At 35.5% G+C, this 14,930-nt stretch carries 10 protein-coding genes; 4 read left to right on the top strand and 6 right to left on the bottom strand.

The genetic code is table 11. From position 1 onward, the window contains the following. Positions 1–6 precede the first annotated feature (6 nt). The 5 genes from CLV90_RS04730 to CLV90_RS04710 form a co-directional block, all read right to left on the bottom strand. Positions 7–4,365: a Calx-beta domain-containing protein gene (locus tag CLV90_RS04730; protein ID WP_166638534.1), complete on the bottom strand. Its 4,359-nt coding sequence runs from the start codon at positions 4,363–4,365 to the stop codon at positions 7–9. A 230-nt stretch (positions 4,366–4,595) separates the two neighbouring features. After that, positions 4,596–5,483, bottom strand: coding sequence for an ACP S-malonyltransferase (gene fabD / locus CLV90_RS04725; protein ID WP_133686345.1), 888 nt, complete (start codon positions 5,481–5,483; stop codon positions 4,596–4,598). Between the two features lie 76 nt (positions 5,484–5,559). Continuing rightward, a complete protein-coding gene (locus CLV90_RS04720) occupies positions 5,560–6,069 on the bottom strand; it encodes a gamma carbonic anhydrase family protein (protein ID WP_133686344.1) in 510 nt (169 codons plus the stop codon). Between the two features lie 10 nt (positions 6,070–6,079). Next, the gene (locus tag CLV90_RS04715; RefSeq protein ID WP_133686343.1) at positions 6,080–6,811 is read right to left on the bottom strand and encodes a LytR/AlgR family response regulator transcription factor; all 732 of its coding nucleotides are present in this window, start codon (positions 6,809–6,811) and stop codon (positions 6,080–6,082) included. Then, entirely contained in the window at positions 6,808–9,012 is a 2,205-nt protein-coding gene (locus tag CLV90_RS04710) for a histidine kinase (protein ID WP_133686342.1), read from the bottom strand. Before CLV90_RS04710 ends, CLV90_RS04715 begins: the two co-directional genes overlap by 4 nt. 203 nt (positions 9,013–9,215) lie before the next feature. Here CLV90_RS04710 and CLV90_RS04705 point away from each other — a divergent pair, with 203 nt between their 5' ends. Beyond that, positions 9,216–10,400: a vWA domain-containing protein gene (locus tag CLV90_RS04705; protein WP_133686341.1), complete on the top strand. Its 1,185-nt coding sequence runs from the start codon at positions 9,216–9,218 to the stop codon at positions 10,398–10,400. A gap of 37 nt (positions 10,401–10,437) precedes the next feature. On the opposite strand, the gene CLV90_RS04700 is transcribed toward CLV90_RS04705, so the two are convergent. Beyond that, positions 10,438–11,460 (bottom strand): PorP/SprF family type IX secretion system membrane protein, encoded by a 1,023-nt coding sequence (locus CLV90_RS04700; RefSeq protein WP_133686340.1) that lies wholly within the window; start codon positions 11,458–11,460, stop codon positions 10,438–10,440. A 123-nt stretch (positions 11,461–11,583) separates the two neighbouring features. On the opposite strand from CLV90_RS04700, the gene CLV90_RS04695 reads away from it, so the two are divergent. The 3 genes from CLV90_RS04695 (at position 11,584) to CLV90_RS04685 (ending at position 14,885) form a co-directional block, all read left to right on the top strand. Further along, positions 11,584–12,495 (top strand): NifU family protein, encoded by a 912-nt coding sequence (locus tag CLV90_RS04695; protein ID WP_133686339.1) that lies wholly within the window; start codon positions 11,584–11,586, stop codon positions 12,493–12,495. 71 nt (positions 12,496–12,566) lie between these two features. Further along, complete coding sequence (locus CLV90_RS04690) at positions 12,567–12,767, top strand: dodecin family protein (RefSeq protein WP_027064938.1); 201 nt, start codon at positions 12,567–12,569, stop codon at positions 12,765–12,767. A gap of 66 nt (positions 12,768–12,833) precedes the next feature. Next, positions 12,834–14,885, top strand: coding sequence for a thioredoxin domain-containing protein (locus CLV90_RS04685; protein WP_133686338.1), 2,052 nt, complete (start codon positions 12,834–12,836; stop codon positions 14,883–14,885). Positions 14,886–14,930: the final 45 nt, after the last annotated feature.

Here is a 14,930-nt window from a genome sequence, read left to right as displayed (position 1 = left end):
TTTATTTTATCTAATAAGCTGTATCCAACCTTTATCCAATACTGTAGGTTGATTATTAACACTATAGTTCATGATATAAAAATAAGTTCCTTTTGGCGATTCTTTTCCTTCATAAGTACCATCCCAAACATCACCATCATTTACCTTTTCGGTTTCAAAAACAAGATTTCCGTAACGATCGTAAATTTTTATTTTGTATTGTAAATTAACTTCTATCTGTGCACCTGTATCTGGATTAGTCATGGTTCTATTAATACGAAGAACTTCATTCTGATTATTACCGTTTGGCGAGAATTGATTAAAAAGGAATCCTGGATCAGCCGGACTTTTCTGAATCACTTCAACCTCTACAGTCGCTTCATTGTTTTCAGTATTACCATCTCTTGGTGTAGACCTTACAATATTTGCAGTATTCGTATATGTACCCATTGCAGGAACTCTAGCTCTAATTCTCAGCGTAGCCGTTTCTTCCCTATTTAGAGAGGGGATATTCCAATTACCAGAAGCTTCATCATAAGTACCACCAAAATCTGACTCCGCAGAAACAAATTCAAATCCGTTTTCAATTGATATCAAATCATTGACAACAATATCTGTAACCGAATCAGAATCAGAAATATTGGTAACACGGATAATAAATTCTACTTCATCACCTACCAATGCCTTATCTGGGCGAGCTTCTTTCTCAATTTTAAGATCGACACCTTCTGGAGCTTCTGTACTTAATTCTACAGTAGCTTCATCATTCTCAGGGTTACTATCCGAAGGAATTGATTCTAGTAATACGGCAGTATTCGTATAAGGACCTTGCTCTGCCACCACTACTGTAATAGATAGTTCCAAAGAAATACCTGCTGCAAGTTCTGCAACAGTCCAGTTACCGGATACCTCATCATAATCAGTACCCTCAGGAGCGTCTGCAGAAACAAAATCAAAACCTAATTCTAAAAGATCGCCAACAACAATTGCTCTTGCTGTTCTATCGGATAAATTGGTAACTAATATTTTAAATATAATAGTATCACCAATTAATGCATCAATATTATCTACGGATTTCAACACCTCTAAATCTATAGGGTCATCGCAATTAGGTGCAGCCACAGGATCACAAGGATCATCAGGGTCAGAACCATTTGTTTGCTCGTCTAAATCTGAAATTCCGTCACCATCGGTATCACAATTACCATTAAATCTATTAGGTATACATGGATTATTATTAGCAGAATCTTGCTGATCATTTACTCCGTCATTATCGGCATCTGCAGTATTAGAATCAAGCGCATCTATAATTCCGTCACCATCCTCATCTAAAGGGTTAGCGATATCATCACCAACCTCAACACCGTCATCAATACCATCACCATCTGTATCGGGGTTATTAGAATCTGTACCCAAAGCCACCTCTTGACCACCTAGAAGACCATCATTATCATCATCGGTTTCACAATCACTTACGTTTATAGTTACTTCTACCGTAGGGTTTTCGCATGGTGCCGTAGAATTTGTTGTCGTAAACCTAAAAATATAAGCACCAGAAGTAAAATCTTCGAATTCCACAACATTTGTAGAGCTAATAGACACATCGTTTTGCGGACCTGAAACAAAAATCCAAACTCCGGGATCTGCACCAGAAAGTCTCGAATCTAAATCAATGGTTGTAAGTCCGTTCGCGGCTACATTACAGATAGAACCGTTCGTTGCGGTACCAGTAGAGGCTTGAAAGCCTATTCTTGCCACAACAGGTTGTCTTTCTGTAGTACATTCATTTTCGGTGGCTTCTACATAATACGTAGCTGTAGCGTTTAAAGAAGGAGTGGTATATGTTTCACCCATTGCTATAGGTGTTACCGCGTCTAAAGAATCATACCAATTAATAGAAGCACCATCAGTTGGCACAACACTTAAAAGCAACGTACCGGGACCACAGCGTTCATTATCATTGATAGCAACCAATTGCGGCAGTACATTTCTAACTATTTGCACTTCTATGGTACCACTTGCGCAATTATTGGCTGCATCATAGAAAAAACCATAATATGAAGCGGGAAGACTTACATCTTGAGCTTCGGCAACTGTTAAGTGAGAATTTGTATTTAAAGGATTAGAAACCCTACTCCATGTTAAAACAGTTCCCGCAGGAGCCGTACTACTTGTAAAATCGAATAGGTTTGCAGAAAAATCATCTCCGGCTGTTTCTACACAATAAATATTTGAAACTGTTGTATCTAAGGTCGGTGCAGCAACACAATTATCATCATCTTGAATTGTTCCAGTTGCCGTACCACCACCAGCCCTTTGTACATTATTGGTTGGTAAACCCAATTGAACAGTAAAAGTTTCGGTATTTTCTAAAACAGCATCATTGATAATAGGCACAGTAATAGTCCTTGTTTCGTTAGCTGTACCATTAAAAGTCAATGAACCATTCGTACCGGTATAATCAGTACCATTTATTGCAGTATCATTGAGAAAAGAATAGGTAACTGTTGTACCACCCACAACTGCCAAATCAAGAACTACATCAAATATCATTTGACCAACCGCATCATCTTCATTCAATGATTCGCTAGAAATTGTTAATGTTGCCTGGTCATTATCATTAATTTGAACGGTTGCAGTACGTGTAGGTCCAGAACCTAAAATATAACCTGTTCCTGTAGCTAATGTGAGTATAACTGTTTCAGCACCCTCTTGAATTGCATCATTAATTGGCAGAATATCAATTTCAACTTGTTGTACGCCAACAGGAATACTAACAGCGTTAGCATTTATAGCTGTATAATCAACACCATTTCCCGCAGTTCCACTAACTTCATAGTTTACTATAATTGGACCTGTTGTATTATTTGGAGCACTTAAACTAACCGTAAATTCCCCAGGAGAAACCGCTCCATTACTTTCCGCGGCCGTACCATCAGATGCTGTAATTTGGGCAACATTGGCATCTTCACTAACAATAACTACTGTTGCACTAATTGGAGTGCCAACAGTGTAACCAGTACCTGCAGCAAGAGTGAGTATTACCGTTTCATTACTTTCTATATCAGAATCGTTAACAGGAGTTATCGTTACAAGACCAGTTCTCTGACCATTTGGAATAGAAACTGAGCCAGTTAATGCTGTAAAATCAGCTCCCGATGTTGCGGTACCAGTTCTTGTATAATTTACGACTATTGGTGAACCCGTGTTATTTGTCGCTCCCAAATCAATAGTAAATACACCATTACCAAGTGGACTTTCGTTTGCGGTAGCATCTGTTGAAGCTATGGAGGCTATAAAAACAACATCATCGTCTACAATTGTTACTGTATCTGTATTAGGACTACCTATTTCATATTGAACGCTGTTCACACTATTTAGAGTAATAACTACAGTTTCATCACCTTCAACATCAGCATCGTTCACAGGAATAATATTGATATTGGTAAAGTCTGAACCATCAGGAATAATAGCATTTCCACTAATAGTAAAATCATCCCCTTCTGTAGCACTACCAGAAAAAGTATAGCCTACTATTATATCTCCTCCAGTATCGTTTTCCTCACTTAAGTCTATTCTAAAACGCCCATTATTACCTGTGCCATTTTCATTAGTATTTGGTCTATTTGCTACAACGGTAACTTGTGCAAAATCATCATTTAATATTGTACCAATTCCTGTATCACCCGCAGTTACACTGGCATTGGTATCACTCGTTAGAGTTACAATAAAGGTTTCGTCGTCCTCAACAGTTGTATCATTACCCGTTACTACTGCCATTTGTTTGGTAACTTCTCCAGGTAAAAATGTAACCGTTCGCTGATCACCATTATAATCATCAGGGTCAACAAAACCAGAAGATCCTTTCGTTGCAGTGCCTCCTGAAAAATTAACTGTTACTTCATGTTCATATTCAACTGGTTTATCTGACCTTATATTGAATACTAAATTATTACCTTCTGTACTTTGAACATTACCTATATCTAAAAGAGCAAAATCATTATCTACAACAGTTATAGATTGTGTTCTACCTGATAAAAAAGGACTTTGTGTATAGTTATCTCCAGGCTCGATGCTTAAAAACAAAATCTCATCCCCTTCAACTAAAGAATCATCTATAATATCTAAATCTATAAAACCTGTTGTTTCTCCAGATGGAATTATCAAAGTACCAGAAATCGGTTCTCTATCAACATTTGCCAATGCAGTTGTTGTTGCTGTTTCCACAATAACATTAATGGTACGTTCCATATCTGGTACGCCAAATAAACTACTTAGTGTCACCTGAAATTGACCCGGATTCGGAACGCCGTTACTTTCAGAAGCGTCAGCATCTGAAACAGATAATGTGGCCGTCTGTGAAAACCCTAATATTGAAAAAAACATAAAGAATATCAGAATCCGATGTCTACTGAATATATATTTCAAACTCAATTCAATTTTTGTTATAATTTTCATAGCATTCTTTATCATTCCCAACAATAAGGCTGGAGGATGTTCTAAATCCGTAACCAAAAATGAGGGTCTCAATATTACAAAAAAATCAAGGTAAACCCCTCACAAACAGTTGAAAAAAGGATTTATAGGTTAAATGGTAATATTAAGGAAACAATAGTTTAGTCTGTTAACTCTGGAGACTGAGTGGTAACCGATGGCTCAATTTTTCTTACTAACCCTTGCAATACCTTACCAGGACCTATTTCAGTAAAAACCGTAGCACCATCTTTTACCATTTGCTGAACACTTTGCGTCCATTTTACTGGCGCAGTCAATTGCAGCATTAAGTTCTTTTTAATTTCATCTGCACTATTTACCGCAGTGGTAGGCACATTTTGGTATATAGGGCAACTAGGCGTAGAAAATATAGTATTAGCTATGGCCGCAGCCAATTCTTCTCTGGCAGGCTCCATTAACGGCGAGTGGAAAGCTCCACCCACAGGTAACATTAATGCTCGTTTTGCACCTGCTTCTTTCAATTTTTCACAAGCTTCTTCTACTGCAGATATTTCACCGGAAATTACTAATTGACCGGGACAGTTATAATTTGCTGCAACTACAATGCCTGAAATTTCTGAACAAACTTTTTCCACAACGGCGTCTTCCAAACCTAACACTGCTGCCATTGTAGAAGGTTTAAGTTCACAGGCTTTTTGCATTGCCAAAGCTCGTTTTGAAACTAATTTTAATCCGTCTTCAAAACTTAAGGTGTTATTCGCCACCAATGCAGAAAACTCTCCTAAAGAATGACCTGCAACCATATCTGGCTTAAACGAATCTCCCATTACTTTACTTAGAATAACAGAATGTAGGAAAATAGCAGGTTGGGTAACCTTGGTTTCTTTCAAACCTTCGGCAGTACCTCTGAACATTACCTCTGTAATCTCAAAGCCTAGTATATCGTTTGCCTTAAGAAACAACTCTTTTGCAATAGGGTATTTTTCATATAGATCTAAACCCATTCCGACAAATTGAGCACCTTGCCCAGGAAAAACATACGCGTTCATAACTTTTAGTTTTGGTGGTTCAAAAGTACATAATTTAGATAGATCGAAACAAGCTATTGGTTTTTTGAGTCAACCTTTATTCCTTAAACCAACCCGAATACATGGTATAAGCTTCTGCAATTCTATTGATTTCCCCAGAACTCAATTCGGGACTAATATCTTTTATTTTCTTTGCGGGCATACCCGCAAAAATACTTCCTGATGGCACATGCGTCCCTTTTGTTAGCACTGCTCCGGCTGCAATAATACTATTACTTTCTACAACACAATCATCCATAATAATACTACCCATACCAATTAACACATTATCATGTATGGTACACCCATGTACAAGAGCATTATGCCCAATAGAAACATTATTACCAATTGTGGTAGGAGATTTTAAATAGGTACAATGAACTACGGCACCATCTTGCACATTAACCTTATCGCCCATTTTAATGAAATGAACATCGCCACGTAATACGGCATTAAACCACACACTACATTGCTTTCCCATACTCACTTCACCTACTATAGTTGCATTTTCTGCAATAAAACAATCTTCACCTATAACGGGTTCTTTACCTCTAACAGTTTTTATCATTGTAATTCTTTTAATTAAAATAGGATAGAAAATCTTTCTTTTTTGATGCGGAAACCATCACTTCTTTTCCGTTGGACATTACCACGCTACCTCCTTTACCTTTTCTATACTTTACGACCTCATTTACATTTACCAAAAAAGATTTATGTACTCGAGCAAACGGATAGTCGGTTAATGCATCTTCAAAATACTTCAATGTTTTACTGACCAAAATCTTCTTATTTAATAAGTAGATTTCGGTATAATTATCATCTGCCTTGCAATACAATATTTCGGCAATATTTAATACTTGAAATCCGTCTTGCTGCGGCAATGTCAACTTCCCTTCTACTCCGTTCGATTTTGTGCTTAAAACCTCACCCTCTAAACTTGCCTCTTTTTCACGAACACCATCTACATATTCCACTGCATTTACCAACTCATCTATATTGATAGGTTTTGTCAAATAATATGCAGCGTGATTGTTTAAAGCATCTTTTGCATAATGATCATAGGCAGTAACAAAAACGGTTTCAAAAGTTCTGTCTGGTAATTGATCCAATAAATCAAAAGCATTACCAAAAGGCATCTCTACATCTAAAAATACCAGATCTAAGTCGTTAGCCTCAATTAAGACCAAGGCTTCTTTAATTGATGAAGCCTCACCTAACAAGTTTACACTTGGGCAATATTTAGCTATATAATTTCTAAGAATTTCTCTACTATTTGCCTCATCTTCTACTAAAATTGCGTTTAAGCTCATTTTTCTCTTTTTAAAATGAATAGGACTTTAGTTCCTGAACCATCTGACTGTAAATCTGAAATTTTGATATCAACCTTATCAGTGTACATATCGTTTAAAATAGCAACACGTTTTTTAATGATGCCCATTCCTTTCGATTTTTGTTTTCGCTGATTTTGTGTTTTAATTTCTGCAGATTTCTTTCGACCGATACCATTATCAGTAATACAGATTATAATAGAATCTGCACTATTCTCTTTAACAGTCACCAACAATTCTCCCTTTTCTTCCCTATATCGCAATCCGTGCCAAATAGCATTTTCAATATAAGGTTGCAATAGCATTGGTGGAATTTGAAACTTGTTAACCTGTACATTCTCATCAACAGCTATCTGGTAATCAAATTTATCTTCAAATCTAGAATGCTCTAGTTTTATATAAAGCTCTAACTGCTGCAATTCTTTTTCCAACGGAATAAAATCTTCCTCAGAATTTTCTAATACAGAGCGCATCAACTTTGAGAAATCGCTTAAATATCTATTAGCACTTCGTTCATCGCTTTTTGAAATAAAATTATTTACCGAATTCAACGCATTAAAAATAAAATGCGGATTCATCTGCGAACGCAACGATTTCAATGCCAATAAGTTATTTGCCAGTTTTTGTTGTTGATTGCTTCGATAAAAGAAAAAAGCCGCCAATAGGGTTAATAGGAGTCCGAATATGAGGGAATAAATTACTAATTGCTGCCGCTTATTACTTTCTTTCACCAATTCCTGCTCTGTAAGCGCAAGATCATATTTACTTTGCGAAAGTTCTCTTTCTTGCTCTAAACCAGTAAGTCGATTTTCTGCATTTGCAATTTCGCGATTAAAACGAGTAGCTCTAGAAATCTCTTGTTCTTTACGTACATATAACGAATCTACTAAAGCCACATACGTCTGATAAGTATCTAAAGCCTTGGTAAAATCACCTTTCACCTTATACACTTCAGACAATTTTCTAGTAGCATCTTTCTGAACCAATAAATCATCATCTGAATCTGCTTCAACAATACTTTTCTCTAAAAAAGGTATGGCCTCATTATACCTGTCTTGAGAAATATATGCATTAGCGATTTTGTAATTAATACGTTGTGATGTAATAGTGTCGCCTAATTCTAATTTCTTAACACCTGTGTTGGGCGAATTAAGCTTTTTTAATTCTTGAAGACTGCTTTTTCGCATAGTAATCTCTTCGTTGAACCTATTTTTTGTATTGTAGAAATCTGCAACCTTTTCTTTTTCTTGCAAAGCTCTTTTAGGTGCAGATTGAGTTGCAAGCTCTAACGAACTATCATAATAAGCCTCAGCCTCCATATTCTGATTTTCTAAAGAATAGGTATCGCCTATTTTAGAATTTAGGTCAATCATTTTTGATGTAATCTGATTCTTATCAGCAATCAACAACCCTCTATTATACAAGTCTAAAGCTTCTTGTGTTCTACCATTTCCTTTTTTAGCATCACCTAACAATTCATAAAGTACTACACTTTGGTGCGGTGGCATAGATTTAATTTCTAATAACGGATTCAATAACCCTAAGCTTTCGTCAAATCTATTCGTTAAGTTATATGCCTTAGCTAGTAACAAAGAAGTAGAAATCGTTTTATTGTTTTCTAAAGCATCTTCGTAATTATCAATAGCCAGATCTAATTGTTTATGATATTGATAGATTTCACCGAGTTTAGAAAGTGACCTTGCCAGCTCTTTCTTTCGCCCTCGTTTACCTAAAATTGAAATTGATTGTGCTACCAAGTCAATACTTCTTTCAATATCCTGAGCTTTATACTCTTCGGCCGAATCTAATAATTGCTGATGTTTGACAGCTATATCTGGCAATGATTTTGATCGACTACTAATTGGCGAAGATTCAAAATCTTCAACTAAAATTAAAACATCATCATTCTTCTGTACATCATACCGTAGGGTTTCTATATCATCATGTTCTATAACTAGCTGATCACCAATTCTAGTTCTAATCTCAAACTCCCCTAAGGCATTAGTAATCACAAAGTCTCCCATATCATTAGAAATGGAAACACCAGATATTGGTTTTCCAGTATTTCTAACTTCTACCCTACCCTCTAAAGTAAATCTTAGGGCATCGTTTGGCCTTTGAGAATGAAGTGCGCTCCATCCTAAAAGAAAACATATTACAATATAGACACTATAATTTTTCATCTGTTATTACTACGGTAAACTTAGCTGATTATTGTGGCACTAAAAAATGCGTATTACTTAAAACACCCTAATCTAAACAACCATTTCACGGGTTTACAAACTCCCAATGCCACTTTACTAAGTGAAACGGACAGTTCGCTCATTCTCGTTATTCAGAGAAATACTTTGCCTTTAGTTTAGCATTGAATTTAAAACATAAAATTATGAAAACGATTAAGCAACTTGGATCATTCGGCATAGCACTTCTTACTTTAACTACCGTATTCGCATGTAATACTAATGATAAGAAAAAACCTATTGAATTGATTGCCCAAGCTACAGAAACAATTGAACCAAATGAACCTAAGGAAACGAACACGGTTCAAATAGCCCTGTTATTAGATACTAGCAATAGTATGGACGGATTGATAAATCAAGCAAAATCTCAGCTTTGGGATATTGTAAACGAGTTTAGTTATGCCAAATGTGGTAATGACACCAGACCAAATTTACAAATTGCATTATACCAATATGGCAATGATAACCTTTCTGCTAACGAAGGATACATTCAGCAAGTATTAGGTTTTAGTAGTGATTTAGACGAGATTTCAGAAAAACTATTTTCTTTGACTACCAATGGTGGTGAAGAATACTGTGGTAAAGTACTGCAAACCTCTTTACACCAATTACCATGGAACAAGAATCCCGATTTACTGCGAATGATTTTCATAGCCGGTAACGAACCATTTACTCAAGGTAGATATAACTACAGAACTGCATTAGCAAATGCCAATGAGAAAGATGTAGTGGTAAATACTATTTTCTGCGGAAATTATGAATTGGGAATAAATACCGATTGGAAAAACGGTGCTTCATTAACAGGCGGAGAATACATGGCTATTGATCATAACAAGAAAGTTGTTCATATCAATACCCCTTATGACGATATCATTATTAAACTGAATTCAAGATTAAATACCACATATGTTTCTTACGGATCTATGGGTAAATCAAAAATTATCGCACAAGAAGTACAAGACAGTAATGCATTAGAAATGGAAGAAGCCGTTGCTGTAAAAAGAGCGGTGAGCAAAAGTTCTAGACTTTACAATAATAAAAAATGGGATTTGGTTGATGCCTACGATGATGCCGAATTCGAAATAAGTTCTGTGGAAAACGATGAGTTACCAGAAGAGCTACAAGGCAAAAATGAAAAAGAGATAAAAAAGTATGTAGATGACAAAAAGAGTGAAAGAGAAGAGATACAAAAAGAGATACAAGAATATAACAAGAAAAGATTAGCCTATATTTCTGCACATCAAAAAGATGAAAAATCAGGAGAGCTTGAAAATGCTATGATCAAAGCAATTAAAAAACAAGCTAAGACAAAAGATTACAGTTGGGAATAATAAAATGCCAGGTCTGCCCAATTACGGGCAGACCTTTTTAATTTGCTGCTGGGCAATAACAATCGTACTTACGTTCTTTTTGACCGAAATCATAACCTAAGGTAATTTGATGAAATCCCCCGTTATCAAAACGGATATCTCCCATTTGATAAGAATAATTATAAGAAACCATAAAATTATTGAAGTTCGCACCAACAATCGGCGTAACTAATTGTAAACGTTGTTCCCCGAAAGAAGCTCCATCTTGAAACTGTGCTCCGTCAAAACTTCTTCTATACGAGAGTCCGCCCCAAATACGACCAAAATCTACATCTTTATAAACCTTAGCATTAATATCTAAACTTTTCTCTTTGGTAAATTCAGTCATTTGAAATAAAACGGAAGGCTCAAACTGCCATTCACTTCTTCCAAAAACATAACCTGTAGAAACTAAAAAACGTCTAATAATATCAATAACCAACTCTTCAGGATTATCTTGTCTATCTCTGTAATATAAATTTCTTTTACTGCCTGTTAGTGCATTGGTCACGGCAAAATGCGTGTAAAATTCTTGATAGTTATATGAAATCCCGATATCAACATTAGTGTAAGAAGAACTTAATTTAATACCAGATACTGCTGGATCTGGTGTAACAGACCTAAATTCAGTTTCATCTAAACTGCTTTGTAATATGGTTGCGCTTAATCCGAAAGAAAGTTGATTTAACTGCCTAACATCATCGCCACCCATTCTTAAATGGTGGGCATATGTTAATTTTAATCCTGTTTGAGAATGGTAACCATTTGCATCATTAAATATGATTGCACCAATACCACTCGGGGAATCTCCCAATCTAAAATGAGCGTTTATCGTCTGTAAACTTGGCGCATCATCGACATCGAACCATTGTTTTCTTGCCGTAGCCCTAATCTTACCACCTTCACCGATACCGGCCATTGAAGGAAAAACTAAATAATAGTTATCAGATAAATAATCGAAATAAACAGGAATACCTTCTTGTGCAGTAGATTTTAAACCAATCATAAGCACGGTAAACAATAGAAGTATATGGTATTTCATATTGGGACTTTAAAACTAGGGTTTAGTTTCACTAATATAAAGTTTATAACGAGTTAACCTCAACATTATTATGTAGGTACAAACTAAGATTTCCTTTGTATTTTTGCTTAAAATTTTTGAGAGATGAAAGAGTATTCAATTACGGTCGTTAAGACCAATAACCCAAATATATTAAAGTTCGAAACTAATCACATTTTAGTTCAACGAAAAAATTATGAATTCAAGAATATTGACGATGCTAAAAATTCACCTTTAGCTCAGCAATTATTTCATTTGCCTTTTATAAAAACAGTCTATATTTCTGGTGATTTTATCGGATTGGAACGTTATGATATTGTTCAATGGGAAGATGTGAAAGATGAAGTAGCACAACAGTTAGTTGAGTATTTAAATGCTGGCGAACCTATTGTTATTGAAGAAGACATGGATAAACCAGTGCCGGTAACTGTTTATGCCGAGGTTACACCTAACCCATCTACGATGAAGTTTGTGGTAAGCAAGAAAATTGTAGCATCGGCATTCGAATTCAAGAATATTGATGAAGCTAGAGATTCCAAGTTGGCTATGGAGCTATTTCAGTTTCCGTTCGTAAAACAAGTATTTATAGATGAGAACTACGTTTCTGTTTCCAAATATGAAGTTGCAGAATGGGACGATATTAACATCGAACTACGCGAAGTAATTAGAAATTTCATCGCTGACGGTAAAGAAATTGTTGCTGATAACGCAAAAGCAATTGGTGCAGAAGCGCAAGTATCTGAAACTATATCGGCAGAAAGCACAATAGCGCTTGATGAAACCTCTCAAGAAATAGTTGACATCTTAGAAGAATACGTAAAACCAGCCGTAGCAAGTGATGGTGGCAATATCATGTTTCAATCATACGATGTAGAAAGCAAAACAGTTAATGTTATTTTGCAAGGAGCTTGTAGCGGTTGCCCATCATCAACTTTCACGTTGAAAAACGGTATCGAGACAATGCTAAAAAATATGATGGGAGACAAAGTAAATGAGGTAGTTGCGCTTAACGGTTAATTATCCATTGAAATGAATTAAATATTGCCTTCAATTTTTGTAACTTTAAATAAATCTAAAAATCATTATTTATGGCAGTTTTAAAAGTAATTGAAATATTAGCAAATTCTGACAACGGATGGGAAGACGCAGCGAAAAAAGCAGTTTCTGAAGCATCTAAATCAGTAAAGAATATTAAGTCGGTTTACATCAACGAGCAAAGTGCTACTGTTGAAGATGGAAAAATCAAAAATTATAGAGTAAATGTGAAAATCACTTTTGAAGTGAAATAACAATTACCTCAAAGGATTAAAAGCGCCAAATGGCGCTTTTCTTGTTTTAAAACTAAAATACACCCAATGCCTACCCCACAAAAGCATACTAACAATCTAATTAAAGAAAGTAGTCCATATTTACTGCAACACGCCCATAACCCGGTTAATTGGGAAGCGTGGAATGATGATGTTTTAAAACAAGCCAAAGAAGAACAAAAACTAATACTTATTAGCATTGGTTACGCAGCTTGTCATTGGTGCCATGTTATGGAACATGAATGTTTTGAAGATGAAGAAGTTGCCAAAACAATGAATGCCCATTTTATTAATATTAAAGTTGACAGGGAAGAAAGACCAGATATCGACCATATTTATATGGATGCATTACAAATGATGACAGGTAGTGGTGGTTGGCCTTTAAACATTCTTGCACTACCCGACGGCAGACCTTTCTGGGGCGCAACATTCGTCAAAAAAAAAGAATGGATACAAGTATTGAATCAACTTCAACAACTTTATCTTGATGATCCTAATAAGATTATTGGGTATGCCGAAAACATGGCAACAGGACTAAAAGAAATCAATGCGATAACCACAGGTGACAATCAAGATTTAATTGAAGATTCTGAAATTGATACAATGGTTAATGATTGGACCAAATATTTCGACACCTTTTTAGGAGGATACAAACGGGCACCAAAATTTATGATGCCTACCAATCTCAACTTTTTACAATACTATTCTCACGCAAAACAAGATAGCACTGTAAATGAATATGTAAACACTACCCTAACAAGAATGGCCTGGGGCGGTATATTTGACCATGTTGGCGGCGGCTTCTCTAGATATTCCGTAGACACGAAATGGCATGTACCCCATTTCGAAAAAATGCTATATGATAACGGGTTGTTAATTAGTCTTTACGCAAATGCATATGCTAATACCAAGAATGACCTCTATAAAAGTGTCGTTGAAAAAAGCATCACTTTCTTAGAAGAAGAACTATTAGATAAAAGCAACGGATTTTACTCTTCTTTAGATGCCGATAGCTTTACTGATAACAACAAATTAGTAGAAGGTGCATTTTATGTTTGGCAAGAAAATCAACTTAAAGAACTACTAAAAAACGATTACCCTATTTTTGCCGATTACTTCAGCATTAACTCTTATGGATACTGGGAAGATGATAACTATGTATTGATTAGAGATTCAGAAGCATTAGCTATTGCAATGAACCATTCTATCACCAAAGTAGAATTGCAAGAAATAATTACCAAGTCTCTTGCACTATTGAAAGTAGAAAGAGAAAAAAGAAACAAACCAAGATTAGATGATAAAATTTTAACCTCTTGGAATGGCTTGACCTTAAAAGGACTTACAGATGCTTACAGATATTTAGAAGACGATAAGTATTTAAGTCTTGCTATTAAAAATGCTAATTTTATTCTAAAACATATGACCACCGAAGATGGTGGCTTATACCGCAACTTCAAAAATGGAAAAAGTACTATTCATGGTTTTCTAGAAGACTATGCCTCCATTATAGATGCTTTCATAGGGTTATATGAAGTTTCATTTGATGACAAATGGCTTGATCATAGTTTGGAGTTAACAAAATATGTAATTAAAAATTTCTCAGATGCTGACACAGGATTATTCTTTTTTACATCTAAAAACGAACACAGTCTTATTAGAAAGACTCTGGAAGTTGCAGATAACGTAATTCCTTCTTCTAATTCAATGATGGCACATAATTTACATAAACTGTCAAAATATTTCCCTGAAGATAATTTTGATATTCGTTTGCATCAAATGATGAAAACTATGAAATCATCTATCACCGAGAATCCTCAAAATCATGCCAATTGGCTTCACTTAGCACAGCTAATGAGTGAGAATTTCTATGAATTGGTCGTTATCGGTGAAAACTTTGAACTCATATGCCAAACCCTCATGAAGAACTATCTGCCAAACGCTATATTTGCTGCTTCAAATGCTAAAAATAGCAACTTACCTTTGTTAATGAATAGGTATGTAATGAACAAGACGCTCATCTACGTTTGTAATCACGGTAGCTGTCAAATGCCGGTAGAAGAACCTAGCAGAGCTTTAAATCTCGTTTCATCTATCACTTAACAATTATTCGCCTCATATCAATTATAGGTTACAAGTTACTGGTCG

Origin of the sequence: Maribacter spongiicola (assembly GCF_004364165.1) — a bacterium.
GTDB lineage: Bacteria > Bacteroidota > Bacteroidia > Flavobacteriales > Flavobacteriaceae > Maribacter > Maribacter spongiicola.
The sequence above is the reverse complement of the archived record's forward strand: the minus strand, read 5'-3'. Positions and strand labels throughout refer to the sequence as shown.